Origin of the sequence: Caulobacter henricii (genome assembly GCF_001414055.1) — a bacterium.
In the GTDB taxonomy this organism is placed as follows: Bacteria; Pseudomonadota; Alphaproteobacteria; order Caulobacterales; family Caulobacteraceae; genus Caulobacter; species Caulobacter henricii.
This window is the reverse complement of sequence record NZ_CP013002.1, coordinates 1,373,636-1,400,392: the sequence shown is the minus strand read 5'-3', so window position 1 is coordinate 1,400,392 and position 26,757 is coordinate 1,373,636. Positions and strand designations below refer to the sequence as shown.

Genomic DNA, 26,757 nt, shown 5'->3' with positions numbered 1-26,757 from the left:
AATCGAAGGGTCTGGTTGCGCAGCTGTTTCAGGCGTGAAATCTGGCCGCCATGGGAACATGAGAGGAGCATCTCATGGAAACCGTTCCAAACACCGGCTTCGCGGCCGATCCGGAGAGTTTGCGCCACGCGACATCGCGCATTCTCATTGTTGATGACGACCCCGGAATTCGCGACGTCGTCTCGGACTTCCTCGGACGCCACGGCTACGCCGTGGAAACGGCATCGGACGCAAGGACCATGGAGCAGGTACTGGCGCGGGGGCCGGTTGATCTGATCGTTCTGGACGTCATGCTGCCCGGCGAGGATGGCCTGGCCATCTGCCGGCGACTGTCAGCTCAGGACGGCCCCGCGATTATCATGCTGTCGGCCATGGGTGATGAGACTGACCGCATCGTGGGCCTTGAACTCGGGGCGGATGACTATCTGCCCAAACCCTGTAATCCGCGGGAACTGCTGGCGCGCATTCGAGCGGTACTAAGGCGTCGGCAGGAGCCGCGGAACAGTGATGACGGCATCGGCGCAGCCTGTGAATTTGCCGGCTGGCGACTGGATCTGGTTCGCCGCGAATTGCGCTCGCCCCAGGCTGTGGTCGTGAACCTGTCCAGCGGCGAGTTTTCCCTGCTTCGCGCCTTTGTCGAGCGCCCCCAGCGGGTCCTGACCCGAGACCAGCTCCTGGACCTGGCCCGCGGCCGGGAGTCCGATGCCTATGACCGCGCCATCGATGTCCAGATCAGCCGTCTAAGGCGAAAGCTGGACGATGGCGGCGGCAGTGAGCTCATCCGCACGATCCGAAGCGAAGGCTACATGTTCACCGCCAAGGTCTTGCGCACACCATGAGCCCGCATCGCCGCAGCGCGCCCCTGTTCGTGCAGGCGCTAGGACTGGTGACGCTGACCCTGGTAGCGGCTCAACTGATCGCTATCGCGGTCATCTTCACACTGCCGCCGCCCCCGCCCGAACTCTATCGGCTGTCTGAGATCGCGCGCGCCCTGAAGACCGGGCACATGGTTCAGCCCCGCGACGGCCGTGCGCTGGTTGTGCAGCCGCGTGCCAACATGCCGTCAGGAGGCCCCGACTCCGCCCGACGCGCCGAATTCAAGGCCGGAATCGGCCGGGCCCTCGATGTCGCACCCGAGCGCATCGAGATCGTCACAGACAACGGACCGCGCTTCTTCGTCCGTCGCTTCAAGGCTTCTTCCGCTGAAAAACCTGGCGGCACTGGCGATCCAGGCGAACCAGGACGTCAGGGTCGCCCAGTTGATCCCCGTGATCCGTCTATCGCGCGCCGGCCCACGCCGGCTGGCGAGCCCGGCGCTCGTGCCGCCCCGCCTCGCGATGAACCCTTCATTTTCGGGGATTTCAAACTCGGCGTACGGCAACAGGACGGCACCTGGATGGTTGTCGAGCCCAAGCCAAGCTTCCGTTTCGACAGCTGGCAGCAAAGGATCCTGCTGATCCTGGTTCTGTCGGTGCTGGCCGTGGCCCCCCTGGCCTGGTTGTTCGCTCGCCGACTTGCCGAGCCGATCAGCGCCTTCGCCGATGCGGCCGAGCGACTGGGTCGTGATCCGCGAGCGGCACCCCTGGACCTTTCCGGGTCAACCGAGGTCATCGCAGCCGCCAAGGCTTTCAACATGATGCAGGAGCGCCTCCGCCGTTATGTCGAAGACCGGACCGCCATGATCGGGGCGATCGCCCACGATTTGCGAACGCCTTTGACCCGCTTGAGGTTCAGGATCGAGGCGACTCCTGATGAGGTCCGGACCAAGCTCGCGGCAGATATCGACCAGATGGAAGCCATGATCTCGGCGGCCTTGGCCTTTGTCCGTGACACCAATCGCCCCGCTGAACGCACCAAGCTGGAACTGGCCTCGCTCCTGGAAAGCGTGATGGACGAGGCTGCCGAAACCGGGGGCCAGGCCGCCGTCGAACAGGCAGAAAGGATTGTGATCGAGGGCGACTCCATTGCCCTCAAGCGCCTCATCGTCAATCTGGTCGATAATGCTCTGAAGTATGGGCATTCGGCGCGGGGACGGATTTTCGCACAGGGCGATACCGCGATCATTGAGATCGACGATGATGGCCCCGGCATACCGCCCGCTGAACTGGACCGTGTTTTCGAGCCGTTCTTCCGTGGCGAGCCATCACGCAATCGCGAGACGGGTGGCATCGGTCTGGGCTTGGCGGTCGTCCGCTCCCTGGCCCGCGCACACGGCGGTGACGTCACTCTGACCAATCGTCCCGGCGGTGGCTTGCGAGCCAGCGTAAGGCTGCCGATCTGACCCAGATCAGCCCCATTGCAGGCGCAGCGTCCTATTCCCTGCTGGCCGAGTTGCAACTGGTCATGGGCGGCGGATGCAGGCTTTCACCGCCGCCAAACCTGAGATGAGGCGCTCGGGGCGGCCAACGTGCAACCGGCTTAGTGCCTGAAATGCCGGTGCAAGCGCGACGCTGCTAACTGCCGATTACGCCCGCGATGATGTTGATCCCCAGGGCAAGGATAGCCGTGTTGTAGGCAAAGGCGGTGGCCGCATGGGCGGTTACCAGTCGCCGCAAACGAGAGGTCAGCACCGTGTTGTCCGATACCTGGAAGGTCGCCCCGACGCTGAAGGCCAGATAGACGAAATCCATATAGCTGCTTGGTGGTTCACCGGGAAACCCGATCCCGCCATGACGGTTGCCGTCGCCGAAATGGCGATGGGCATAGTGCGGTACGAAGACCGACTGCAAAGTCAGCCATGATAGGACCAGCGTTGCGCCGGCATTGACCGCCAGGAATGTCTTGGCTGAGCCCTGTACTGTCCTCGCGGCGACCATGGCGTCGACCACAGCGGCCAAACTGACAGCGATCGCAGCAAGGACGATCAGCATCAGCACCGAGCGCCCCTCATCGTCCCGGGCCGCGCGAATACGAATTTCGGCCTCTTCGGCGCGCAGAAACATTCGCCAGGTCAGAGCCAGATAGGCGATCGCTGCGGCATTCCAGCCCACCAGTAGCGGGGAGCCCGGCGGGGCCTGCAGTTTCACGGCGAGACACCAGGCGGCAAGGCCAACAAGGCATCCGGCTCCCAATCGCCAGTGTGGCGGGGTGATATGGGTCGAAGGCTTGGATCTGTCGGACTTCGGCACGGGCTGGATCTCCTGATCCGGGTCGCAAGGGGCCCATTAGACCCGATTAGTCGCGTCTTGGTGTGAACCGAATACTGCTTCGGCAGTTACGTCATGGACCGCGCAGGACCCGACACCATGACCGACCCAGATTCTCCTCTGCCCCCTGAAACACCCTTTCCAGAATACGACCCGGGCACGCTGCCCGATGAAGTCCCGCCCAATACCTCGCCGGCCGACCCTGGCGATCAGCGCCCCTACGACGCCGCGCGCCTCTCAGTGATCTAGACCTGTATCGATTTGGAGCCCTTCCAATGGACCTCACTAGCGAACCTCCCCGCGGCCGCCGCGGTTTCGCCGCCATGGACCCCGAAAAGCGCCGTGAGATTGCGCGGAAAGGCGGAGCCAGCGTGCCGAGCGAAAAGCGAAGCTTCGCCAAGGATCGCGACCTTGCCGCCAATGCGGGCCGGAAGGGTGGGTCGTCGTCGCGTCACCTACGGCCAAGCGACTAACGCTCCGTCTTCAGGGTCATGCCAACCGTCGGTCTATAGGTCACGGCGATCGGCTGGGGGGCCACCAAAGGCAAAATATCGCTCAACTTGAAACTGAAAAGCAGCAAGACGATTGATTTTGCCCTTCTGAAAAGCGACAACGTTGTCATAGGCATGACAGTCTATCGGCGTTGCTCAAGGTCGCTATACTGACGTTAAAGGCGGACAATAGTTTCGCCAAAATGCGCAGGCAGGATGAGCAATGCAGATCGAAGGGCCGGGCACCGTGGTGCCCCCTACCAAACACGTGCGTCTCTTGGCATGGGTCAACGAGGTCGCCGCTCTCACCAAGCCCAAGGCGATCCATTGGTGTGACGGCTCAGATGCAGAATGGGAGCAACTGACCGGTGAGCTTGTCGCCACCGGTACGCTGAAGCGCCTGAATCCTGCCCTCCGCCCAAACTCGTTCTACGCCGCCTCCGATCCACGCGATGTTGCGAGGGTGGAAAGCCGAACCTTTATCTGTTCGCAGGACAAGGACGACGCTGGCCCCACCAACAACTGGCGCGACCCACAGGAGATGCGCGCGGTCCTTGGCGAACTGTTCGACGGCTGCATGCGCGGCAGGACCATGTACGTCGTCCCCTTCTCCATGGGTCCGGTTGGATCGCCGATCAGTGCACTTGGCGTCGAGATCACCGACAGCGCCTATGTCGCGGTGTCGATGCGGGTCATGACCCGCATGGGACAGCGCGCCCTTGATGCCCTGGGCGAAGACGGGTTCTTTGTGCCGGCGCTCCACACACTGGGTGCGCCTCTGGCAGACGGGCAGGCCGACGTGGCCTGGCCGTGCAATGAAGAGAAATACATCGTTCATTTCCCGGAAAGCCGGGAAATCTGGTCCTTTGGTTCCGGCTATGGCGGCAACGCCCTGCTTGGCAAGAAGTGCTATGCCCTGCGTATTGCTTCGGTGATGGCCCGCGACGAGGGCTGGCTGGCCGAGCACATGCTCATCCTCAAGCTCACCTCGCCTGCCGGCAAGGTTCGCTATGTCGCGGCGGCCTTCCCCAGCGCCTGCGGCAAGACCAATATGGCCATGCTGCAGCCGACCCTGCCAGGCTGGAAGGCCGAAACCATTGGCGACGATATCTGCTGGATGCGTTTCGGAGCCGACGGCCGACTGTATGCCATCAATCCCGAAGCCGGCTTCTTCGGCGTGGCCCCCGGCACGGGCAACAAGACCAACCGAAACGCGATCGATACCCTGCACGCCAACTGCATCTACACCAATGTCGCCCTGACGGCGGAGGGCGACGTCTGGTGGGAAGGCCTGACCTCAACGCCGCCGGAAGGCCTGACCGACTGGAAGGGTCGTGCCTGGACCCCGGCCATGGGCGAACCTGCAGCCCACCCCAATGCCCGCTTCGCCGTCCCGGCCGGCCAGTGCCCGGTCATCGCCGACGAATGGGAAGACCCGGCCGGTGTGCCCATCTCGGCGATTCTGTTTGGCGGTCGCCGCGCTTCAGCTGTGCCCCTGGTCACAGAGGCCTTCGACTGGGAGCATGGCGTTTTCCTCGCCTCCAACGTCGCGTCCGAAGGGACGGCTGCGGCCGAGAACAAGATCGGCGAACTTCGCCGGGATCCGTTCGCGATGCTGCCCTTCTGCGGCTACAACATGGGCGATTATTTCAGTCACTGGCTGAAAGTCGGTGCCCAGGCTGATCCCGCCAAGCTTCCGCGCATCTATTTCGTCAACTGGTTCCGCAAGGACGATACCGGCCGGTTTGTCTGGCCTGGCTATGGGGAAAATGCCCGCGTTCTCAAATGGATCGTCGAGCGCCTCGAGGGCGAGGCAGGGGCGACCGACAGCGCCATCGGCCGTCTTCCCGCGCCTGACGCTCTGGACGTTGCCGGGCTGAACCTGACGCCAGAAGACCTCAAACTCCTGCTTTCGATCGACAAGTCGGTCTGGCTTGAAGAGGCCAAACTCATCGAGGACGGCTACCGTCGGCTTGGCTCGCGTATGCCACAGACACTCTACGACCAACTTGAGGCACTGCAGGCTCGCCTTGCGCCTGCGACTGTCGAGACCCGCGCACTCGAAAGCGTCTAGCAATCGGTCATGGGTCGCTCCGCCCTGATGAGCGGCCCATGACTGCAGTTCGGCTCGATTCGAGGGATCTCTCGACCGGACTCGCCCGGCGGCAATGAAAATGAGGGTAGGTGGCGGAGACGGAGTCCGATCAACCATCGTCCCAGGCATCTTCGTCGCGTTCGAAATAGCCATTGAAAATCAATCTCTAGCAATGTCGACCTTCCGAGCTTGTCCCAATACATCCTATCCTTTAGTAGGGACCGATAGGGACCAAAGTAGGGACCGGCGATGTTGGGACCGCCATGGCTCGCGAGATAAACAAACTCCCCCCCAAGGCCGCGACGGCCATAACCGCGCCGGGGCGCTATTCCGATGGCGGAGGCCTCTACTTGGTGGTCAGCGCCACCGGCTCGCGGAAGTGGGTTTTTCGCTTCCGGTGGGATGGCAAGCTTCGAGACATGGGCATGGGCGGCGTCGGGAATGTCTCCCTTGCCACGGCGCGCGGTAAGGCGGCGGCGGCGCGGCTGCTGATAGGGGAAGGTAAGAACCCCCTTGAGGACAAACAGGCCCTGAAGGCCATCCCAACCTTTGGCGACTTCGCCGACGAACTGGTGGCGGTCCTGAGTGCCGAATGGAGGAACGACAAGCACAAGGCGCAATGGTCCACGACCCTGACCAAGGACGCCGCGCCCCTGCGGCCGATGCGGATCGACCGTATCGAGACCAGCCATGTACTTGAGACCCTGAAACCGATCTGGTCCGAGAAGCCGGAAACAGCGTCGCGACTGCAACAGCGCATCGCCCGTGTTCTCGACGCCGCCAAGGCCAAGGGCTTTAGGAAAGGCGAGAACCCGGCGCGGTGGTCGGGCCATCTGGATCACCTTCTACCGGCTCGCCAGAAGCTCACTCGCGGCCATCATGCCGCTATGCCCTATGGCGACGTTCCGGCCTTTGTCGCCCAGCTGAGAGACCGTGACGCTATCGCAGCGCTCGCTCTTGAGTTCCTTATCCTGACTGCGGCTAGATCCGGCGAGGTACGGGGCGCGACCTGGGCTGAGTTCGATCTGGATGCCAAGGTCTGGACGGTACCCGAAGGACGCATGAAAGCGGGCCGCGAGCATCGGGTGCCGCTGTCGGTGTCGGCGCTCGCCCTGCTGGCCAAGGTAATGCCGCTTACCGGCGGCAAGGCCGGTGCCTTTGTGTTCCCCAATCAAAAGGACGCCAGCCTCTCAGACGCGGCTTTTAGCGCCCTATTCATCCGCATGGGTCTGGACCGTGGCGCAATCACACCGCACGGCTTCCGATCCAGCTTTCGGGACTGGGCTGGCGAGGCAACAAACTTCCCCCGCGAGGTAGCAGAGGCCGCGCTGGCCCATAGTGTCGGCGACGCCACAGAACAGGCTTACCGGCGGGGCGATGCGCTAGAGAAGCGGCGCAAGCTTATGGAGGCGTGGGCTGGGTTCTGCGAGCGGCGCGCCATCGAATCGAAAGTGACGCCTGTTTCCCGGGCCAAAATATAGCAGCAAGGTCGGTTGCCATTGACCGATACCTGGCGCACAAAGAACAAACACAAAACATAAACAGGTTTCAGCGGCTATTTTTGAGAATTGGTCTCAATATCGAGAAATTAGCAATTCGGTCAGCTATATATCTGTTTTGAAAAGATAAATTTACCGATTTCGGTCAAGCAGCGAGGCCCTAAGTACAGGCTTTGTTCGTAGAAATCGTACGGGTATTCGCATCCAGCCGATGCCGGTCAAAACGGCATTATCAAAAAGGATGCCCACCGCCCCCTTCCCCAAGCGCTCTATTTCGCTACGGTTTTCCTAGCGCAGCGTATGCGCTTCGCTAGGACAGCTTAGGAACCAAACTTTGATGATCCAAACCCGACAGAAACGAACAGAACCGACGAGAACCCAAACAGACCCGATTGCCTTCACCGTCGCAGGGGCGGTTAGCTACTCAAGCCTAAGTGGCAGTCGCCTTTATGAACTCATGAAGGCGGGAGAGCTTCAAAGCTTCAAGGTCGGCGGTCGCCGCATGATCTATCGCAGCGCCATCGATGACTTGTTCGCGAAGCTTTCGGGGGCCGCATGAGTAGTCCCCAAAACGAGATGAACCCCGCCGCGACGGCAATCGCAAACGGGGTTCGGGTTGCCAACTTGCAGAGCGGGCACCCTGTCGTAACCACCGCGAGCCGGACTGAAAAGCCTAAACTTTGGGTCCGCATCGGGGTCGATGGCCCTGATCTTCTGGTAGGCGGTCGGGAGGCGCAAACCCTCGCCCTGCTTCTCACCAAGGAGAAGGCGGGCTTCACCTCCGACGAGGCCTCTGACCGTGGCTGCGCGCGGCTTACATCGGCCTATATCCATAAGCTGCGGCGTTTGGGCATGCCGATTGCGACGGATAGTGAAACCACCGCCGGCGGTGCAGTCGTGGCGCACTACAGCCTTGCCTGTCCCGTCACCTCACTCAAACAAGGGCGCGCGGAAGCCGCCTAAGGCACAGCTAAGGGCGGTCCGGGGTGTTCTTGCGGCATAGCAACCGCTGGCGCTTCCGGGCCGTTCTCGGGCTTCCTGACGCGCGCACGCGCCGTCGTCGGCATGGCTACCCCCCGGGCGTAAGCACCGTGTCCGCAGGTGAGTAGCGTTCACAGTCCCAATCCTTCCGAGATGGTCCAGACTTGAAACTTGCGAAGAAAGCGCATTTCGCGGCGTCCTCAACAGCAAGCGAAGCCGTTGAAACCGCCCATGAAATTGACCAGTCGGGCCATCCCGCCAATCTCGCCTCATCCATCTATAAGAGTTGCAGCCCATGCCGCGACTTCGTGCCTTTCCCGGGTAGGGGTGGTGCACGGAACACAGCCTCACGGCGGACCATCGCGTTGAGTGAGTCGGACGCACGCAAGGTGCTAGAGGCGTCAAATCATGCCGAACTGACCGGATTGCCGTTCAACGCCTTCAAGACCATTCATTGGGAGCGCGCGGGCGTAACCGATGACCTGGCCGCGACAGGGCGCTTTCTGAAGCTTGCCGGCGACTGGATCCGCTCGCGCGGTGGTCAATTCGGTTGGGCTTGGACGCGGGAGGGAGGGCCAGCCAAAGGCAACCACGTTCACATCGTTTTTCACCTACCCCCAGAGCTGGCCCGTGACTTCCATCGACGTCAGCGAGGTTGGCTGAAGGCCTGTGGTGCCCGGTGGCGTTCGAAAGTGGTGCTGACCCGTCGCATTGGCAGGAACCTGCGACAAGCCCTAGCTGGTGGCGAAGACTACCGCGTCAATTTGGGCGAGGTGCTCGACTACATCTTGAAGGGTGCCGACCGTAGCGCCCGTGAGCGCCTGGGCATTGAGCGCGATGAACCCGGCGGCGTCGTCATCGGCAAGCGTTGCGGTATATCCCAGAACCTTGGACCGGCGGCGCGGGCGCAAGCTTGTCCGATTTAACTGCCAGCTAGAGGACGTCAGCACACTGGACGGCCAGCGCTAGACATCTGGTCAGTCAGCGCCACGCCGATGGACGCCCGCAAGCGCACGTTCGCAACTTCCTGGAAGGTTGGACAGCGGACACCGCGCGATGTCCAAAAACCAAAGAGCGCCGTTTTGCAGTATGGAAATCCATAGGTTGTGAAGCGCGAGCGGCCATGATCAAAAATTCAGTGTGAAACTTGCTCCAAGGATTTGGCTAATGAAAACAATTCGATGGGCGTTGCTCGGTGCCGCATGCTGCGCTGTAGGGTTGGGCGCCGGATCGCCGGCACCCGTTCAAGCGCAGGCCCAATTCCAACTTGCCAAGGCCGACGCTAACATCGACCCCGCGCTCGTAGGCACGTGGACGTCGGGCCTCGGCCGTCTTGATTTCAACGCCGACGGCACTGGCCGACACTACGTCACCGAAGTCTTCGGCGTGCCGCTGTTCTCGCATCCGTTCAAGTGGAGCGTAAGCGGCAACCAATTGATCTGGACCGGCGCTGACCTCAAGAGTCCCGCAACCTACTCGATCCAGAAAGGCGTTCTGACGATTGGCGAGGACTGGTATCTAGACCGCCTCTGAACCCGCACCAGACCGTATGCCGGTCGGGTCACGTCTAGACTGCCCCATACGAAACTTGCCAACGTCCGCTAATGTTGGTTGTCGGACCTTCGATCCTCCCCCTCTGGGGGAGGTGCCCCGGAGGGCCGGAGGAGGCAACACGGCGCTAACCCAGATAGAGATCAATACAACTCACGCCGGCGCTGCCCCCTCAGTCGCTCTGCGACAGTTCCCGCGAAGGGGGAGCATCTAGCGTCCGACCAGGGTCGAAAGCGGCATTCGGCGTCCGCTCCATCAGCAGACCTTCAAGGTGTCTATCGGCGTGGCGCTGATCGTCAAGTCGGCTGACGACGTCTAGTTAGCCCCCGACGGGTAGCTAAGCCGGGACCGTAGCGCGCCCCAGAGGTCGCCGTAGCGAGCGGCTTCGCGGAGGCAACCACCGACGAACAAATCTTCAATCACGCGCCCATTTCGGTTTGTCCCTGAAATCTAGCCGTTTGGTACCTTGATAGCTGGCGCGCCCGACCTTGCGGCGTTGGCCACTCCAGACGTGGATTGAACGAGTTCGGGGGCCATGTTGCATGCGAAAACCGCAGCGAAAACGTTGACGCGAGTTCTTGCACGAGCGGGCGCTGCGGATCGGTTGTTGAACATCAAAGAGGCTCCTGCTGAGTAGAGCTCTCTTGTGAGGATGAAGAATGGGGCCGTCGTCCCGGATATCTTGACTGTTATCAGCAGTGCTATTTTTTGGAGGAAACCGCCGTCCTTCGATAAAATGTCCCCTTAGCCAAAGGATTTCGGAAAATATGGGCGGATCCAGTTCAGGCCGATACCGGACGCGAAACCGGGGAACAGTCGATGCCGCAATCCGCCTCGACCTTCGTTTCATGCGCCGCCAGGGCTTCCTGCGACCTGGCGCAATCACGTCTGGCGTATTGCGCTGGACCCGGACTTCGACCGGTGAGGAAACTGGAAGCGTGGGTTTCACGGTCAATCTCATCGACGCCGATGACGGCCTGGTGGTGATCCGCTTCAACTTCAATGGCGACCCGCGTGAACAGACAATCCGGTTGGTGAGCCAAGCCATGCGGTACGGTGGCCGGCGGTACTATTTCATCTGCCCCAAGCAAGGGCGCCGGTGTGAGGTCATGCCATCGGTCGGTGGCGTGTTCGCTTCTCGCCAAGCCCATCGCCTCACCTACCAATCGCAGTCCAATGACCAGATCGATCGGATGCGTGACAGAGCTCGCCGGCTCGAAAAACGCCTGTGGCCTGACAAGGGGAAGCCCAGGCCACGAGGCCTGAACCGAGAGCGCTTGTTGTATGCTTGGGATCTGGCGGATGCAGCATTTGAACGCATGATGGCCGCGACTATCAATCGCCGCTGGGGTCACCTGTTCGAGAGGCCGTGAGCGGGCGGCTTCGACGGCTTTTGACCAATTTAAAGACAGTGGTCATGCAGCCTTCCATAGCAACGCTATCCGAACGTGAAGCATCCGCTCAAACAGGTCAGGCGTATAAGGCTGGGTAATATCGGGGGCCTAACACAGTGGCAGTCGGGTCAGCCCATATTCAAACGCCACTCGCTGAACCTATAGCGAGTTCGTGCTCTTGGGATTGGTGAGGAGCGTAAGCCACCGCCTGTCAAGGCTACGGATTTCCATCCTTACTCACAACGAGATTTCGCCTCGCACTAACGCTTTCGCGACCGCCTCAGTCGCGGTTCGCGCTCCGAGTTTTCTGCGAGCGTTACTGACGTGAACCTCTACGGTCACAACGGCCAATCCCATGGCGTGGGCAATGGCGTCATACCGCATCCCCTCCATCAAATAGCGCAGGCAGTCCCGCTCGCGAATGGTCAGCGGGACTGATCCCCTATGGGCCGACCAGGTCTGCTGGACAGATGCGTTATGAAATATGTGCGCGACTGTCAGTAGCTCCTGCACATGCTCCTTCAGGACCAGGTCAAAGTCCCGCGCTGACATGGTGGATCCAAGATTGAAGGCGCCAGCCGGCGTGAAAGGGTTCAGCGGGACGGGCAGTGGGACACAGAGTGTCGACCTCAAACCCGCCTCAACGCCTGCGTTGAGCACTTCGCGCTCGTTCAGACTGGCGAGACCCAGGTCATTCTCATTCCAAGCGTAAGGTGAGAGATGACCCTCGCGCAGCCTCCTGACATGAGGATCACTTTCGGCAAAATTCTCATCGTAGTAAAACGTCATAAAATCTTCGGCTAGGGTCGTCTGAAAGTAAACATCGGCATTGGAAATGCCGGATTCGGGCGGAACAAACACCGCGTAGTTCACCGTATCCAGTCCAATCGCAGACAACCTCTTTGTGAGGGTCTCGAACCGCAACTTCAGATCGACAGCTTTAGACATTTCATCAAGCAGATCTTGCACACTGAAACCGTTCACGCCGTCCACGCCGCCCATATCTGCAAAACTTGAGGCGTGAAACCTACGGGCCCCGTCTTCGGATATCAACGCTCCAAACCTGACGGTTGTGCGACCGAGCCCCGGCAACGTCAGAAGTCCGATCTAGCCTCGCGCTCATTGAGCGCCTCCGGCGACACTGACCTATGGAAATCCATAATTGCACTGATCGGGTTGATCGATAGATTTCGGGCCAAATCTCTAAAGGTTCCCCATGCCTGCACCGACTATAAATATTTCCGCTGCTTTTGCCGCTACGGGAAACGAAATACTCGTCAACACCGCTACAGAAGATTTTCAATATAATCCGCAGATCGCAACTCTTTCGAACGGCGGATTTGTGATCACCTGGCAGGACAATAGCGCAGGTGTCGGCGGGGCGGGCGGCGATACGAGCGGCAGTTCGGTCAAAGCGCAATTGTTTTCGTCAAACGGTTCAGCATTCGGGGGCGAGTTTTTAGTAAACACAGCCACACAAAACAATCAGTCTATTCCGAAAATCGCCGCTCTTTCGAACGGTGGGTTCGTCGTTACTTGGACGGACGCTAGTTTAGGTGTCGGCGGGGCAAGCGGCGATACGAGCGGCCCTGCAATCAAGGCTCAAGTGTTCGCTGCGAACGGGACGGCAGTCGGCAGCGAGTTGCGGGTCAACACCGCCACAACGAACATCCAAGAGTCTCCCCAGATCACTGCCCTGTCGAACGGCGGGTTTGTGATCACCTGGAAAGACTCTAGCGCAGGGGTCGGCGGGGCAGGCGGCGATACGAGCAACACTGCCATCAAAGCTCAAGTGTTCGCTGCAAACGGGACGGCAGTCGGGAGCGAGCTGCTTGTAAACACGGCCACAGCAGGCAGTCAGGTCACACCGGATATCACCGCCCTTTCGAACGGCGGGTTCGTCGTGACCTGGACGGACTCTAGCGCAGGTGTCGGCGGAGCGGGCGGCGATACGAGCAGCACTGCGGTCAAAGCTCAAGTGTTCGCCGCGAACGGGACGGCTATCGGGAGCGAACTCCTAGTCAACACCAACACAGTATTTAATCAGTATGAACAGAATATCACCGCCCTTTCGAACGGCGGATTCGCCGTCACTTGGACGGACGGAAGCGGACAATACCCTGGCGTGACCGGCGACACGAGCCTCACTGGAATCAAAGCTCAAGTGTTCGCCGCAAATGGAACGGCCGTCGGTAGCGAGATTCTCGTCAACACCGCGACACAAAGCATTCAACAGTCGGCACAGATCACCGGCCTGTCGAACGGTGGGTTCGTCGTTACTTGGAAGGACTATAGCGCAGGTGTCGGCGGAGCGGGCGGCGACACGAGCGGCACAGCAATCAAGGCTCAAGTGTTCGCTGCAAACGGGACAGCAGTCGGCAGCGAGTTGCGTGTCAACACCGCCACAGCAAGCGATCAGTTTGAACAGAATGTCACCGCCCTACCGAACGGCGGTTTTGTTATCACTTGGAGAGACTCTAGCGCAGGTGTCGGCGGTGCGGAGGGCGATACGAGCGACAGTGCAGTCAAGGCACAAGTATTCGCTGCAAACGGGACGGCAGTCGGGAGCGAGATTCTCGTCAACACCGCCACCTCGAGTTACCAAACTTCCCCCCAGATTACCGCCCTGTCGAACGGCGGGTTTGTGATCACCTGGCAGGACGATAGCAGAAGCGTCGGCGGGGCGGTCGGCGATACGAGCTACCTTGCAATTAAGGCTCAAGTGTTTAGCCCAGTCCTGGCGGCTGTCGAACAGGTGCCTCTGAGCCTCAAGAACAGCGGCATCGACATCGCCGATGCGGACGCCGCCGACATCCAGACCGTAACCCTGTCAACGACCTATGGCGTGCTCTCCGCCACAGCCGGGACAAGTGGCGCTTCGGTCGCCGGCACCGGCACAAGCACTCTGACGATTACGGGTACAGCCGCGCAGGTGAGCGCCCTGTTGAACTCCGATTCCAGCTCCACAATCGCGTTCAATGCGAACACGGACGCCCCGCCTGCGTCGACCGTTCTGACGATCAGCGCCAATGACAGTTCAACGACCGTCACCTCCACCCTCAACATTGCCATCACCGCCGTAGCTGACGCGCCTGCGGCGACGGGTCTGCCGACCGATGTGACGGTGGATCAAAACGTAGCCTCCAACCTGAACCTGTCAGCGGTCACTCTGAGCGATCCCGACACGAGCGGGACCATCACCGTCGTCCTGACGGCTTCAGCCGGAACCATCGCGGCCACCACGGGTGGCAGCGTCTCCATCACCAACTCCGGGACGGCGGCCCTGACGCTGTCGGGCACAGCCTCCGACATCGATGCCTATCTGAACACCGCCTCGAACATCCAATACACTGGCCCCTCGAACGTGAGCGGCAACAATGCCGCGACCTTGACCGTCACCGCCAATGACGGCTCGGGGGCCGTGACGCTGGGCACGGTCAATATCGACATCACGCCGCCGGACACCACCAGACCGACCGCCACCATCGCCGTGGCGGACACCGCGCTGAGCGTCGGCGAGACCTCGGGCGTGACCATCACCTTCTCCGAGGCTGTGACCGGGTTCACCAACGCCGACCTGACCATAGACAACGGCACACTCACCAACGTGGCCTCCTCCGATGGCGGTATCACCTGGACGGCAACCCTGACCCCCACCGCCGCGATCACCGACGCGACGAACCTCATCACGCTGAACAACACCGGGGTCGCGGACGCAGCGGGTAACGCCGGAACCGGCACGACCACCTCCGGCAACTACGCCATCGACACCACCCGGCCGACCGCCACCATCGCCGTGGCGGATACCGCGCTGAGCGTCGGCGAGACCTCGGGCGTGACCATCACCTTCTCCGAGGCTGTGACCGGGTTCACCAACGCTGACCTGACCATAGACAACGGCACACTCACCAACGTGGCCTCCTCCGATGGCGGTATCACCTGGACGGCAACCCTGACCCCCACCGCCGCGATCACCGACGCGACGAACCTCATCACGCTGAACAACACCGGGGTCGCGGACGCGGCGGGTAACGCCGGAACCGGCACGACCACCTCCGGCAACTACGCCATCGACACCACCCGACCGACCGCCACCATCGCCGTGGCGGATACCGCGCTGACCGTCGGCGAGACCTCGGGCGTGACCATCACCTTCTCCGAGGCTGTGACCGGGTTTACCAACGCTGACCTGACCATAGACAACGGCACGCTCACCAACGTGGCGTCCTCCGATGGTGGCATCACCTGGACGGCAACCCTGACCCCCACCGCCGCGATCACCGACGCGACGAACCTCATCACGCTGAACAACACCGGGGTCGCTGACGCGGTGGGCAACACCGGAACCGGCACCACCAACTCCGGCAACTATGCCATCGACACGACCCGCCCGACCGCCACCATCGCCGTGGCGGACACCGCGCTGAGCGTCGGCGAGACCTCGGGCGTGACCATCACCTTCTCCGAGGCTGTGACCGGGTTTACCAACGCTGACCTGACCATAGACAACGGCACGCTCACCAACGTGGCGTCCTCCGATGGTGGCATCACCTGGACGGCAACCCTGACCCCCACCGCCGCGATCACCGACGCGACGAACCTCATCACGCTGAACAACACCGGGGTCGCTGACGCGGCGGGCAACACCGGAACCGGCACCACCAACTCCGGCAACTACGCCATCGACACCACCCGACCGACCGCCACCATCGCCGTGGCGGATACCGCGCTGACCGTCGGCGAGACCTCGGGCGTGACCATCACCTTCTCCGAGGCTGTGACCGGGTTTACCAACGCTGACCTGACCATAGACAACGGCACGCTCACCAACGTGGCGTCCTCCGATGGTGGCATCACCTGGACGGCAACCCTGACCCCCACCGCCGCGATCACCGACGCGACGAACCTCATCACGCTGAACAACACCGGGGTCGCTGACGCGGCGGGTAACGCCGGAACCGGCACCACCACCTCCGGCAACTACGCCATCGACACGACCCGCCCGACCGCCACCATCGCCGTGGCGGACACCGCGCTGAGCGTCGGCGAGACCTCGGGCGTGACCATCACCTTCTCCGAGGCTGTGACCGGGTTTACCAACGCTGACCTGACCATAGACAACGGCACGCTCACCAACGTGGCGTCCTCCGATGGTGGCATCACCTGGACGGCAACCCTGACCCCCACCGCCGCGATCACCGACGCGACGAACCTCATCACGCTGAACAACACCGGGGTCGCTGACGCGGCGGGCAACACCGGAACCGGCACCACCAACTCCGGCAACTATGCCATCGACACGACCCGCCCGACCGCCACCATCGCCGTGGCGGACACCGCGCTGAGCGTCGGCGAGACCTCGGGCGTGACCATCACCTTCTCCGAGGCTGTGACCGGGTTTACCAACGCTGACCTGACCATAGACAACGGCACGCTCACCAACGTGGCGTCCTCCGATGGTGGCATCACCTGGACGGCAACCCTGACCCCCACCGCCGCGATCACCGACGCGACGAACCTCATCACGCTGAACAACACCGGGGTCGCTGACGCGGCGGGTAACGCCGGAACCGGCACCACCACCTCCGGCAACTACGCCATCGACACGACCCGCCCGACCGCCACCATCGCCGTGGCAGACACCTCGCTGACCGTCGGCGAGACCTCGGGCGTGACCATCACCTTCTCCGAGGCTGTGACCGGGTTCACCAACGCCGACCTGACCATAGACAACGGCACGCTCACCAACGTGGCGTCCTCCGATGGCGGCATCACCTGGACGGCAACCCTCACCCCCACCGCCGCGATCACCGACGCGACGAACCTCATCACGCTGAACAACACCGGGGTCGCTGACGCGGCGGGTAACGCCGGAACCGGCACCACCAACTCCGGCAACTATGCCATCGACACGGTTGCCGCGCCTCCGCCTCCGCCTCCGCCGCCTCCGCCGCCGCCGCCTCCTCCTCCTCCTCCTCCTCCTCCTCCTCCTCCACCATCGGCCGAGCCTCAGCCGACAGGCGGCAATGATGTGATCAGTATCTCGGATAGCGGAGGAAGCGTCTCTGCCGGCGACGGCGACGATCAGGTGACCGGAGGCCCCTCGACTGATTTGATTCAGGGTGATGCCGGGGCCGATACACTGTCAGGCGGAGCGGGTGCGGACACCGTTTCGGGCGGAACGGGCAACGATCTGGTTCAAGGCAACGCGGGCGATGATCGGATCTTCGGCGATACCGGCGATGACCTGGTGCGCGGGGGCCAGGGCAACGATCTGGCTCAAGGCAACTTTGGCGATGACCTGGTTTTCGGCGATCTCGGCGATGACAGCGTGCACGGGGGCCAGGGCAACGATCTGGTTCATGGCAACGCGGGCAACGATCTCGTCTTTGGCGATCTGGGCAACGATACCGTCCGGGGCGGTCAAGGAGACGATCAGGTGTTTGGCGGCGGCGGCAACGACTTCGTCTCCGGCGATCTAGGAAACGACACCCTGTCGGGCGGTGCTGGGGCAGACCAGTTCTACTTCTCCAGGGGAGCGGGACGAGACATTGTCACCGACTTCAACCCTGCTGAAGGCGATCGCATACTTCTGGACCCAGGGGCGGCTTACTCAGTGGCGCTAGTGGGTAATGATACGGTGCTCACCTTTGATAATGGCGACAGCCTGGTTCTCCTGAGCTTTCAGAACCCAACAGCGGGCGAAGGTTGGATCTTCGGGGTCTAGTCGGGAGGAGTTTTCCGTAAAGGAGCGTTCTTGCTCTGGCGCTGTTCTCGGAGCGTAGCCCGACCGGTTTCCGGCATTTTGGTCACCAGTTTGAATCTCTGCCAGCTGGCCATGCACAAGAACTTGTAGGTCTCAGCACCAGTTGGCATGGCTTTGTCGACTGATGGGGACATCATGACCTAGCAAGAGCGGCTTGCTGATCACTAACGGCATCTGCCTGACAGCGAGCTTGTACGGTTGTCGACTGAGGGCGAGGCGTTGGTTTCAGCGGCGAAGGCAGCGCTCGCTGAAGGAATCGCCGGCCGAGGCTGCGACGCCGAAGAGAGCGTCACAGCCTAGAGGGTCAGTAGACAGGAGGCGGCGACCGCTAAGCGCAGCGCGTTTGGGCGCACCGTGAGTTACGCGGATGGCTTTTCTTGGCAGCCTTCACCACCGGCGCGGAGGGTCCCCATATCGGAGCTTTACCGAGGGGTCTGCTATGGCTGGCAGCTGGATCTCTGATCGACGTCGCGTCAGACCTCGCCGCCGAGCCAATCAAGGCTGAGGCCCGCAGCCGTGGCTCACAGCCGGATTTCTTCCCACATCACGCGCGCACGCGAGGGCAAGCCTCCCAAATCATCCCGATTAATCCGGCGCTATCGCCGCGCCCAGTAGGGACGAAAGTAGGTACCGAAAGCGAAGCCGCAGAAAAAGTCGCTTCACTTCAACGGTTTAGAACAGGGGGTGGCGGAGACGGAGGGATTCGAACCCTCGATACCCTTTTGGGGTATGCCGCTTTAGCAAAGCGGTGCCTTCAGCCTCTCGGCCACGTCTCCTCCTGAGAGGGAGCGGCTGGATAGCCTGTTCGTGGGCCCATGACAATCATGCGTGGAAGGAAATCGGTGCGTTAACGTCAAGCTCAGACCGCGAAGCTAGATTGGTTGCTAGTTTATCGGTCCAGAGCCCATGCCGCACGTCATTTCCCGCGATCTCCCGGTCCCGAGCGACGCCGCATCCGACGGTGCGCCGAAGGTGGACGTGGTCCCAACGCCCCCCCGCAGCCGGACTTCGCGACATTCACCATCCAGCGCGCGCAGAGGCCCTTTCCGTCCCGAGCATCTGGTTCCGGCGCGGGCTCGATTCGAAGCGCGCGCCCTGGCTCGGGCGTTCCGGGCCGTCGATGCGCTTATCGCAGCCGGATACTGCGCGGCGATGTTCGCAATAATGTCGCAGCGCCCCGGGGACCCTCTAATTCCCGGACACGCCATCCTGTCCCTGGGTGGGGGCCTGCTCGTGCTGCTCCTCTCGCTTCGGGCTCTGGACGCCTATGTTTTCGCGCGGCGCGAGCCCCTGCCCCGACACGCCCTGCGAGTCGCGGCCGCCTTTGGCGCAGGGGCAACCACAGTCCTGGCGGTAAACACCGCCCTGCCCGCCTGGAACGCCCCCACGGTCTTTCCGGTCGTCGCCTTTATGGGCCTGGCTCCCCTGGTTCTGGTCCTGCACACCGGCTGGTGGATCATCATCGGCCGCGGGCGCCGGCATGGACGTCTGACGCCCAATATCGTTGTGGTCGGCGCTACCGCCAATGCTCAGCATCTGATTGAAGCCGCATTGCGAACCGGCGAGGTCAATGTGCTGGGGATCTTCGATGACCGGCTGGACCGCGCGCCGGAAAACCTTTTGGGCGTACCCGTGCTGGGCGACACCTCAGCCCTGATCGACCACCGTGTCATGCCTTATGTCGACCGCATCGTGATCACGGTCACACCGGCCGCTCAGAGCCGGGTCCGGCAGCTGGTAGAAAAGCTGGAAGTCCTGCCCAATCCGATCAGTCTGTTCGTCGACGTCGGCCGCGATCAGGCCAGCGATGCCGCGGTGTCCCGCATTGCCGATGCCGCCCTGACAGACCTATCCGGCAACCTCGGCAGCACGCGAAAAGCCATACTCAAACGCCTGCAGGATCTGGTTGTCGGAATCGGTGGCCTGATCGTCGCCGCGCCGATCATGGCGATCGTGGCCATCGCCGTCCGCCTGGACAGTCCTGGCCCGGTCTTTTTCCGTCAACGTCGGCATGGCTTCAACAACGAGGAGATCCTCGTCTGGAAGTTCCGCTCCATGCGCCACGACATGGCTGACGCCCGGGCTGTCCGCCAGATCAGCGCCAATGATGATCGCGTGACCAAGGTTGGGCGGTTCATCCGCAAGACAAGCCTCGATGAGCTTCCCCAGTTGTTCAACGTCCTGGCGGGCGAGATGTCGATCGTCGGTCCGCGACCCCACGCAGTCGGCATGAAGACCGGCGACGTGGAGTCGGCAAAACTGGTGGAGCAATACGCCCACAGGCATCGCATGAAGCCGGGCGTCACAGGCTGGGCCGCCATCAACGGCTCGCGTGGACCGGTTGATACACCAGAACTCGTCCGCGAACGGGTTGCCCTGGACGTGGACTATATCGAACGGCAATCCTTCTGGCTCGACCTCTACATCATCATCATGACCATCCCCTGCCTGCTGGGGGACCGGGCGACAGTGCGCTGAGGTCTACGATGTTCTGGCGTGGCATCCTCGGCTATCTGCCGGTCAACATCGCACAGGGCGTGGTTGGCCTGCTGACCATCGTCCTGTTCACGAGGGTTCTCTCGCCTGAGGAGTACGGCGGCTACGCCCTGGCCTTCTCGGCCTTGAGCCTGACCCAGACCCTCCTTCTGACCTGGTCTGAAGCGGCCATGGCGCGCTTCTTCGCGGCTCGCAGCGAAGATGGTCGACTGCCGGACCACTTCGCAACGCTCTATCGCCTGTGGTTTGGCTGCGCCCTGGTGATCCCCGTGATAGCGGGCGTCGTCCTGTTCCTGCTGCCGCTCGCCGCCCCGATGAAGGTCGCTTTGGCTGCGGCCTTCGCCTCCGCCAGTATCAAAAGCCTGACCAAGCTGTCCCAGGAACGCCGTCGGGCTGCGGGCGAAGTCTCAAGCGCGGCGCTGCTCGACATCGTCCAGACCGTCGGCGGCTTCCTCCTGGGCCTGATCCTTGCCCTTGTCGGCCTGGGCGGCGCGGCACCCCTGATGGGCATGGGGGCGATTTCGCTGCTCTGCCTCATATTCGTGCTTCCCACCGACCTGGGTCGGATGAGAGGGGGGCACTTCGATCGGGCCCTGGCCCGTGACTATGCGACCTATGGCGTGCCGGTCGCGCTGTCGCTGATCCTGGCCCTGGTGCTTGCGACCACAGACCGTTTCCTTCTGGCGGCTTATCTGGGTGAAGCAGCGGTCGGGGTCTACCATGCCGGCTATTCACTGGGCAGCCGGACCCTGGACGTCGTCTTCATCTGGCTGGGCATGGCGGGCGGCCCCGCCCTTGTATCCGCACTGGAGCGTGGCGGTGCTGCAGCCTTGAAGGACGCTGCCCGCGAGCAGGCCTCCTTCATGGTCCTGCTGACCCTGCCCGCCGCTGTGGGTCTCGCCCTGGTCGCCGAGCCGCTGGTCGAACTGATGGTCGGCGAGTCGCTCCGCGCCGGCGCGATTCAGGTCGTTCCCTGGATCGCCGCCAGCGGCTGGCTGGCGGGTGTCACCACCTACTATCTGCTCCAGGCCTTCACCCTGGGTCGACGCACACCGATTCTGATCGTCGCCATGGCGGTCCCAGCCCTTGCCAATCTGGTGCTGAACCTGGTCCTGATCCCCAGGTTCGGCCTGAACGGTGCCCTTTGGGCCACAACGGCGAGCTATGGGATCGGCGCGCTGGCGGCCTGGACCCTTGGCCAAGGCGCTCAGCCCCTGCCAATTCCCTGGCGCACGCTGGGCAAGTCGGGCCTAGGCTGTGTAGTCATGGCGGTCTCTGTCATGGCCATGCCCTCTCCCGGCGGCCTTCAGGAACTGATCCTGAAGGCGGGCGTGGGTGCGGTCGTCTATGGCGGCATCATGCTGGGACTCGATGTCGACGGTCTTCGCGGCAAGATCTCTGGTCTCATTCGACGAAAGGCCCGTCCTGCATGACCTCTCCGGTCAAAGAGTTCATCGTGGACAATGCAGCCTGGACGACGGCCAAGCCACGCCTCTCCGTGTTGATCCCGATGTTTCGCGATGACCCGTCAGCCCTGCTTGCAGCGCTCGATGATCCGGCTGTTTGTGCTGAGGTCATCGTTCTGGACGACGGAAGCGGAGACGATGCCCTGGCCAGCCGCATCGCCGGCCGGATCGAGCGGATGCGGCTGCCCGCTCGCCTGGTTCGACTGACGGCCAACCAGGGCCGCTCCAAGGGGCGCAACCTGCTGGCCAGGCATGCGCGCGCGAACCACTTCCTGTTTCTCGACAGCGACATGCTGCCCGATCCCGCTGATTTCCTGGCCCGTTGGGCGGCCTTGGCCGAACGGGAGAACACGCCGATCGCCTTTGGCGGCTTTACCCTCAACCAGACCCCCCTTCGCCCCGAGCACGCCCTTCATCGGGCCATGGCGTTGCGGGGAGACTGCACGCCTGCACCGGAGCGGGCCAAGGCCCCGGAAAAGCACGTCTTTACCTCCAATCTGCTGGTCCGCCGCGACGTCTTTGAAGCGGTCGCCTTCGATGAGGGTTTCAGCGGTTGGGGCTGGGAGGACGTCGAGTGGGCCATGCGGGTCGGACGCAGCCATCCCATTCTGCACATCGACAATTCAGCCACGCATCTGGGCCTCGATACTGCGCCGGTCATAGCGGCCAAGTATGAGCAGTCGGCATCGAACTTTGCCCGCGTCGTCAGCGCCCACCGCGAGATCGTCAGCACCTATCCCAGCTACAAGGTGGCGCGCGCCCTGAAACACATCCCGCTCAGGACGGCCTGGCGGCCCCTGTTGAAGGCATTTGCTCTCAACGAGGCCGCTCCGACCGCCCTGCGAGCCTTGGCCATGCGGCTCTATCGCGCCGCGCTCTATTGTGAAGCCGTATGATGCAGACCAGCCATGACAAGGTCGACGCCTATGAGCCCGACCGCACCCTGAAGGGGAAGTTGCGTCGCCGGCTCATCCGACTGGCCTATCGCCGCCCGGCGCGGGTCAAGCTGGAGCGACCCATGGTCTCTTTCAGTTTTGACGATGCCCCGGCCACGGCCTGCGTCGCTGGCGCAGCCGTCCTGGAGGCGCGGGGCCTGCGCGGCACCTATTATTTCGCAGCCGGCCTGACGGGACGCGAAGGCCCCATGGGTCGGTTCGCCACGGGCGAGGACGCAGCGCGCCTGCATGAGGCCGGTCACGAGATCGGGTGCCACACCTACTCCCACCTCGATTGTGGTCAATCGACACAAGAGGCGACACAAGCCGACCTGGACCAGAACGCTGCGGCGCTAAGGTCTTGGGGTGTCGCTGCTCCCGTCAGCTTCGCCTATCCCTATGGAGACGTCGGCGCGCCTGCCAAACAGCTCTTGGCGGCGCGGTTCAAGACCGTCAGAGCCCTGCATCACGGTCTGATCGCCAATGGCGCAGACCTGAACCAGGCCCCCGCCGTGGGGATTGAGGGCGAGGACGGAGAATCTGTCGCCCTGAACTGGCTGGACCGTGCCCATGCGCGCAAGGCCTGGCTGATCCTCTATACCCACGACGTCTCTGACACGCCGTCCCAATGGGGCTGTTCGACCCAAGCGCTTGAGCGACTGGTCGATGGCGCAATTCATGCCGGCTTCGACGTCGTTACCGTCGCCGAAGGGGCCCGCCGGATCGGCCTCTAGAGCTTCGCGGCACGGGGCTTCGGTAGCAGAGACAGGTCCGAATCCGGCCCATCATTGCGCCCCCCGAACAGACCGATCCAGAAGTGCAGATAGTCACGCAGCATGTCGCGCAGGACGAACAATCCATGCCGGTAGGGTGTGTCGACGCCAATGGCGATTGACGCATCCGCGTCGCCGTACCAGGTGCCGAACATCCAGTCCCAGATCGGAGCGATCGCGAAGTGCCCCGTAGGATGGCTCATATCCAGCTTGTGGTGCAGGCGGTGATGATTGGGCGACTGGATCAGATAGCGACCGACCCATCCCCAGTTCGCGTCAATCCTCGAATGGATCAGGAAGCCAATGCCCACCACAAGGACATTGACGTAGATCATCACATCCGCCGGCGCACCGAGAACAGCCATCGGCAGATTGACCACAAAGACACCTGTAAAGGCCGCCGGGTGCTGACGACCGGCGGTGATCACGCCAAAGTCGCTCGCTGAATGGTGATAGCGGTGCAGAGGCCAGAAGCGGCGGGTGTGGTCCAGCCGGTGGGTCCAGTAGTCGAAGAAGGTGTAGACATAGAAATAGAACACGACCTGGAGCGGCAATGGCACCGGCGGTGGCCCGATATCCAGGCCCGTGGTGGTCCGCAGCCAGTTCTGAACCCAGGCGCCGGAAACCATCGAGGCCCCCAGCATCAAAACGCGCCCGACAATGTCGAGAATGCGGGCCTGGCCCAGGACAAAGCAGGCCAGATCAGACTTCAGTGAGGCGGTGGGGCAAAAGAGCAGCTGGCGGGCCGAACTCTTCGACCATCCAACGGTAACCGCCTCGATCCAGAGTGCCGAAGGCAGGAGCAGGAAGATCAGGGCGGCATTGTTGATGTGCTCATGCGCCGAATCCGTCTGCAGCGTCCGGCCCAGCAGGGTCAGAGACACCTGGCCCGGTACGACCTGCAGGACGCTCCACCATGCCAGGCCCACCAGGGCAACATAGACCAGAAAGCCGAGAATGATCGCCAAGCGCGCCGGCCCAGACCCCGAGGGCTTGTTCCCCGTGCTGGATTGGTCTTCGCTGGAACCGTCATTCGGCCCGGCCTGAATGGCTGTGGTCTGCACTGATCAGGGCTCCGCCCATTTCGACGTCTAGGATCTGAACGGAGATCCTAGGTCACGGCGGTTAAAAACTTGGTTCGAGCCAGCGCCTATTAGCTCGCCTGCTGCCGGTCCGAGAAGGCCAGTTTGGCCGCAAACGTCACAAAAAGCGCCCAGCGAAAGTCGTTGTAGACCACCGCGATGCTCTCAGTCAGCGACACCAGGGTGTAGACAACCAGAAACGGAAAGACGAGCAGCGCTCCGCGCTCACGGAACACGGCGATGATCGCCAGGGTCAGGGTCTGAAGATAGAACAGACCCCAGGCCGCCAGGCCGATGATGCCCATACCAAGCCACTGCTCGATCCAGGAGTTGTGAGCATGGTGGGCCTGGAACCCAGCATCCTTGGAGATCCAGGCAAAAGGGCCCCATCCGGATTTGTTGTCCCAAACGGCAGCGTAGCCATAGCCGGTCCAGGGTCTGAGTTCGATCTGGCGCATGGCCGCACTCCAGATCTCCGTTCGGCCTGTCAGGGTGGCGTCCTTGCCAAGAATGGCAAAGAACACATCGGAAGCCACGAGCAGGAACCCTGCCACCAGCAGAACGCCGGTCACGCCCGTCCAGGTGATGGCCGCGCTGGCTGCGGGGCTCCGTCTGGCGATCAGAACAAAGACCAAGGCCGCCGCCCCGACGAGAAGAGAGGCCAGGGACGTCTTGGATGTGGACATCAGGACCAGCACCAGTGCCAGGCCTGCGAAGGGCCACCAAAGCTTTGCCCTCTGGGGATTGAGCAGAGCGGCAGCCGAGAGCAAACAGAAGCCGAGTGCCATCAGCCCCCCGAGCCCGTTCTTCTCCATCCACAGCCCTCTCCAGGCTCCAGGGAACAGCTCCGTCATCACCCCGATCGACGGCACGGCCAGACAGACAATGAAACTGGCAACGATCAGCACCACAAAGGTCGCCCCCACCACCTCGGCCAGTTCAGCCCACTTGTAGCGGGCGGCGAGCGCCAGTCCGCCCAGGGTGGTGCAGGTGACCGCAAACGCGCGACGGGTCGTGACGTCCGGCGCTATGGACCAGAAGGTCGAGCCAATCACGATCAGCATCAGCACGATCAACAGAGGCTGGCGAACCAGCACCCGCAGCAGGTTGCGAGGATTAAGCGCGATCAGCAGAAAGCCTGCGGCATAGGCGGGCAGATAGGCGACGCGCATGAAGCCTGCGGCGGACTCGTCGGCCTTTTCACCAAAAAGCGGTAGGGCCCAGCCGCCGCTGTAGAGCAGCAGCATGGCGACTGCCGCGCAGAAAAGCGCGATCTGAGGCAGGAGGAGCGGTGCCCTCCCCGGCTGCGTCACGGGAGGATCGCCCGCAGGAAGGCGGGCGGCTGCACAGAGGCCTGGTTGAAGAACACACCCGCGCAACGACCACCCGCTGTGGCCAGGGCATCGCGCAACTGGGCGGGAGGCTTGACGTCAGGTTGCTGGGCCGAAACCACCAGAACCGTCTGATCCATGTGCTGGGCTACGGTCAGGGCAGCCTGGGAGCGATCTGTCGACGGACTGTCGACGACAATGACCTCCGCGTGGCGACGCAGCGCCTGCCAATACTCGGCACCCGGAATGATGTGGACCTTTTGACGCCCTCGAAGAGCATCGCGATTGAAGCGCGTAACCCAAAGGCGAGATCCGCCGACACTATGTGCGGTCAGGTACTTGGAATCCGGCCAGACGCCACCGTCAGAGCGGGGAGCCGGTGGCTGAACCGTGAAGAAGGCCGACTCATCAGGCGAAGCGGCCACGGCCGGTCCCAGGACGCCAAACCGCTCGGGCTGCGACGAAAGGGTCTGGAACTGGTTTGAAGTCGCCAGATCCATATCGACCAGCCAGGTCTTGCGGCCGGCGCGGGCGGAGGTGAAGCGGGCGAGTTCGCGGGCTATGGTGGATGTGCCCTCACCTCTCCGGGCGGCAACCACCTGGATGACGTGCGGACGCCCAGGCGCTGGTGCGCCCAGTGAGCTCCACAACTCCGCCATCTCGGCGTTCAAATCTACCATCCGTCGAATCGCCGCGCGTTCAGAAGCTTCAAACTAGCGCCATTCCCTGAGCGCGCGAAAGGCGACCAAAG

At 62.4% G+C, this 26,757-nt stretch carries 20 protein-coding genes and 1 tRNA gene; 15 read left to right on the top strand and 6 right to left on the bottom strand.

Going from position 1 to position 26,757, the window contains the following annotated elements:
- Positions 1-74 precede the first annotated feature (74 nt).
- Complete coding sequence (locus tag AQ619_RS06590; RefSeq protein ID WP_062145659.1) at positions 75-839, top strand: response regulator; 765 nt, start codon at positions 75-77, stop codon at positions 837-839.
- Positions 836-2,281, top strand: coding sequence for an ATP-binding protein (locus AQ619_RS06585; protein WP_062145657.1), 1,446 nt, complete (start codon positions 836-838; stop codon positions 2,279-2,281). Before AQ619_RS06590 ends, AQ619_RS06585 begins: the two co-directional genes overlap by 4 nt.
- Positions 2,282-2,453: 172 nt before the next feature.
- Here the strand turns inward: AQ619_RS06585 and AQ619_RS06580 are convergent, their stop codons facing one another.
- Entirely contained in the window at positions 2,454-3,128 is a 675-nt protein-coding gene (locus AQ619_RS06580) for a DUF1345 domain-containing protein (RefSeq protein ID WP_062145655.1), read from the bottom strand.
- Between the two features lie 117 nt (positions 3,129-3,245).
- Between AQ619_RS06580 and AQ619_RS19020 the strand changes: the two genes are divergently transcribed.
- The 8 genes from AQ619_RS19020 (at position 3,246) to AQ619_RS06550 (ending at position 11,136) form a co-directional block, all read left to right on the top strand.
- Complete coding sequence (locus AQ619_RS19020; RefSeq protein WP_166504158.1) at positions 3,246-3,395, top strand: hypothetical protein; 150 nt, start codon at positions 3,246-3,248, stop codon at positions 3,393-3,395.
- Positions 3,396-3,421: 26 nt separating this feature from the next.
- The gene (locus tag AQ619_RS18690) at positions 3,422-3,619 is read left to right on the top strand and encodes a con-10 family general stress protein (protein WP_084745799.1); all 198 of its coding nucleotides are present in this window, start codon (positions 3,422-3,424) and stop codon (positions 3,617-3,619) included.
- Between the two features lie 241 nt (positions 3,620-3,860).
- Entirely contained in the window at positions 3,861-5,711 is a 1,851-nt protein-coding gene (locus AQ619_RS06575; RefSeq protein WP_062145653.1) for a phosphoenolpyruvate carboxykinase (GTP), read from the top strand.
- Between the two features lie 284 nt (positions 5,712-5,995).
- On the top strand, positions 5,996-7,213 hold the full coding sequence (locus AQ619_RS06570) for a tyrosine-type recombinase/integrase (protein WP_062145651.1): 1,218 nt from the start codon (positions 5,996-5,998) through the stop codon (positions 7,211-7,213).
- 573 nt (positions 7,214-7,786) lie between these two features.
- Positions 7,787-8,194 (top strand): winged helix domain-containing protein, encoded by a 408-nt coding sequence (locus AQ619_RS06565; protein WP_166504157.1) that lies wholly within the window; start codon positions 7,787-7,789, stop codon positions 8,192-8,194.
- Positions 8,195-8,376: 182 nt separating this feature from the next.
- On the top strand, positions 8,377-9,138 hold the full coding sequence (locus tag AQ619_RS06560) for a hypothetical protein (protein ID WP_166504156.1): 762 nt from the start codon (positions 8,377-8,379) through the stop codon (positions 9,136-9,138).
- Between the two features lie 241 nt (positions 9,139-9,379).
- Positions 9,380-9,745 carry a hypothetical protein gene (locus tag AQ619_RS06555; RefSeq protein ID WP_062145645.1) on the top strand — a complete coding sequence of 122 codons (366 nt, stop codon included), beginning with the start codon at positions 9,380-9,382 and terminating at the stop codon, positions 9,743-9,745.
- Between the two features lie 956 nt (positions 9,746-10,701).
- Entirely contained in the window at positions 10,702-11,136 is a 435-nt protein-coding gene (locus tag AQ619_RS06550) for a hypothetical protein (protein ID WP_062145643.1), read from the top strand.
- 258 nt (positions 11,137-11,394) lie between these two features.
- Here the strand turns inward: AQ619_RS06550 and AQ619_RS06545 are convergent, their stop codons facing one another.
- A complete protein-coding gene (locus AQ619_RS06545; RefSeq protein WP_166504155.1) occupies positions 11,395-12,150 on the bottom strand; it encodes a helix-turn-helix transcriptional regulator in 756 nt (251 codons plus the stop codon).
- A 223-nt stretch (positions 12,151-12,373) separates the two neighbouring features.
- Here AQ619_RS06545 and AQ619_RS06540 point away from each other — a divergent pair, with 223 nt between their 5' ends.
- Positions 12,374-17,884: a beta strand repeat-containing protein gene (locus AQ619_RS06540; RefSeq protein WP_166504154.1), complete on the top strand. Its 5,511-nt coding sequence runs from the start codon at positions 12,374-12,376 to the stop codon at positions 17,882-17,884.
- A 724-nt stretch (positions 17,885-18,608) separates the two neighbouring features.
- Here the strand turns inward: AQ619_RS06540 and AQ619_RS06535 are convergent.
- A tRNA-Ser gene (locus AQ619_RS06535) sits at positions 18,609-18,699 on the bottom strand.
- Between the two features lie 130 nt (positions 18,700-18,829).
- On the opposite strand from AQ619_RS06535, the gene hfsE reads away from it, so the two are divergent.
- The 4 genes from hfsE to hfsH are packed head-to-tail and all read left to right on the top strand — an operon-like array spanning position 18,830 to position 23,554.
- On the top strand, positions 18,830-20,401 hold the full coding sequence (gene hfsE / locus AQ619_RS06530) for a polysaccharide biosynthesis protein HfsE (protein WP_084745797.1): 1,572 nt from the start codon (positions 18,830-18,832) through the stop codon (positions 20,399-20,401).
- Between the two features lie 8 nt (positions 20,402-20,409).
- Positions 20,410-21,852, top strand: a complete 1,443-nt coding sequence (hfsF, locus tag AQ619_RS06525; RefSeq protein ID WP_062145637.1) for a polysaccharide biosynthesis protein HfsF — start codon at positions 20,410-20,412, stop codon at positions 21,850-21,852.
- Complete coding sequence (gene hfsG, locus AQ619_RS06520) at positions 21,849-22,781, top strand: polysaccharide biosynthesis protein HfsG (RefSeq protein ID WP_062145635.1); 933 nt, start codon at positions 21,849-21,851, stop codon at positions 22,779-22,781. The genes hfsF and hfsG overlap by 4 nt, the downstream gene beginning before the upstream one ends.
- A complete protein-coding gene (gene hfsH, locus AQ619_RS06515) occupies positions 22,781-23,554 on the top strand; it encodes an oligosaccharide deacetylase HfsH (protein WP_062145633.1) in 774 nt (257 codons plus the stop codon). The genes hfsG and hfsH overlap by 1 nt, the downstream gene beginning before the upstream one ends.
- On the opposite strand, the gene AQ619_RS06510 is transcribed toward hfsH, so the two are convergent.
- From AQ619_RS06510 to AQ619_RS06500, 3 genes are all read right to left on the bottom strand, one after another.
- Positions 23,551-24,561, bottom strand: a complete 1,011-nt coding sequence (locus tag AQ619_RS06510; RefSeq protein ID WP_062145631.1) for a sterol desaturase family protein — start codon at positions 24,559-24,561, stop codon at positions 23,551-23,553. The genes hfsH and AQ619_RS06510 overlap by 4 nt on opposite strands.
- 185 nt (positions 24,562-24,746) lie before the next feature.
- Positions 24,747-25,922, bottom strand: coding sequence for an O-antigen ligase family protein (locus AQ619_RS06505; protein ID WP_084745795.1), 1,176 nt, complete (start codon positions 25,920-25,922; stop codon positions 24,747-24,749).
- Positions 25,923-25,984: 62 nt separating this feature from the next.
- Entirely contained in the window at positions 25,985-26,686 is a 702-nt protein-coding gene (locus AQ619_RS06500) for a P-loop NTPase family protein (RefSeq protein WP_062145626.1), read from the bottom strand.
- Positions 26,687-26,757: the final 71 nt, after the last annotated feature.

Coding starts and splice junctions, on each gene's coding strand:
- AQ619_RS06585 (WP_062145657.1), top strand. CDS start 836: ATGAGCCCGCATCGCCGCAGCGCGCCCCTGTTCGTGCAGGCGCTAGGA.
- AQ619_RS06565 (WP_166504157.1), top strand. CDS start 7,787: ATGAGTAGTCCCCAAAACGAGATGAACCCCGCCGCGACGGCAATCGCA.
- hfsF (WP_062145637.1), top strand. CDS start 20,410: ATGTTCTGGCGTGGCATCCTCGGCTATCTGCCGGTCAACATCGCACAG.
- AQ619_RS06555 (WP_062145645.1), top strand. CDS start 9,380: ATGAAAACAATTCGATGGGCGTTGCTCGGTGCCGCATGCTGCGCTGTA.
- hfsG (WP_062145635.1), top strand. CDS start 21,849: ATGACCTCTCCGGTCAAAGAGTTCATCGTGGACAATGCAGCCTGGACG.
- AQ619_RS06500 (WP_062145626.1), bottom strand. CDS start 26,686: ATGGTAGATTTGAACGCCGAGATGGCGGAGTTGTGGAGCTCACTGGGC.
- hfsH (WP_062145633.1), top strand. CDS start 22,781: ATGCAGACCAGCCATGACAAGGTCGACGCCTATGAGCCCGACCGCACC.
- AQ619_RS06540 (WP_166504154.1), top strand. CDS start 12,374: ATGCCTGCACCGACTATAAATATTTCCGCTGCTTTTGCCGCTACGGGA.
- AQ619_RS06505 (WP_084745795.1), bottom strand. CDS start 25,922: ATGCTGCTGCTCTACAGCGGCGGCTGGGCCCTACCGCTTTTTGGTGAA.
- AQ619_RS19020 (WP_166504158.1), top strand. CDS start 3,246: ATGACCGACCCAGATTCTCCTCTGCCCCCTGAAACACCCTTTCCAGAA.
- AQ619_RS18690 (WP_084745799.1), top strand. CDS start 3,422: ATGGACCTCACTAGCGAACCTCCCCGCGGCCGCCGCGGTTTCGCCGCC.
- AQ619_RS06575 (WP_062145653.1), top strand. CDS start 3,861: ATGCAGATCGAAGGGCCGGGCACCGTGGTGCCCCCTACCAAACACGTG.
- hfsE (WP_084745797.1), top strand. CDS start 18,830: ATGCCGCACGTCATTTCCCGCGATCTCCCGGTCCCGAGCGACGCCGCA.
- AQ619_RS06590 (WP_062145659.1), top strand. CDS start 75: ATGGAAACCGTTCCAAACACCGGCTTCGCGGCCGATCCGGAGAGTTTG.
- AQ619_RS06570 (WP_062145651.1), top strand. CDS start 5,996: ATGGCTCGCGAGATAAACAAACTCCCCCCCAAGGCCGCGACGGCCATA.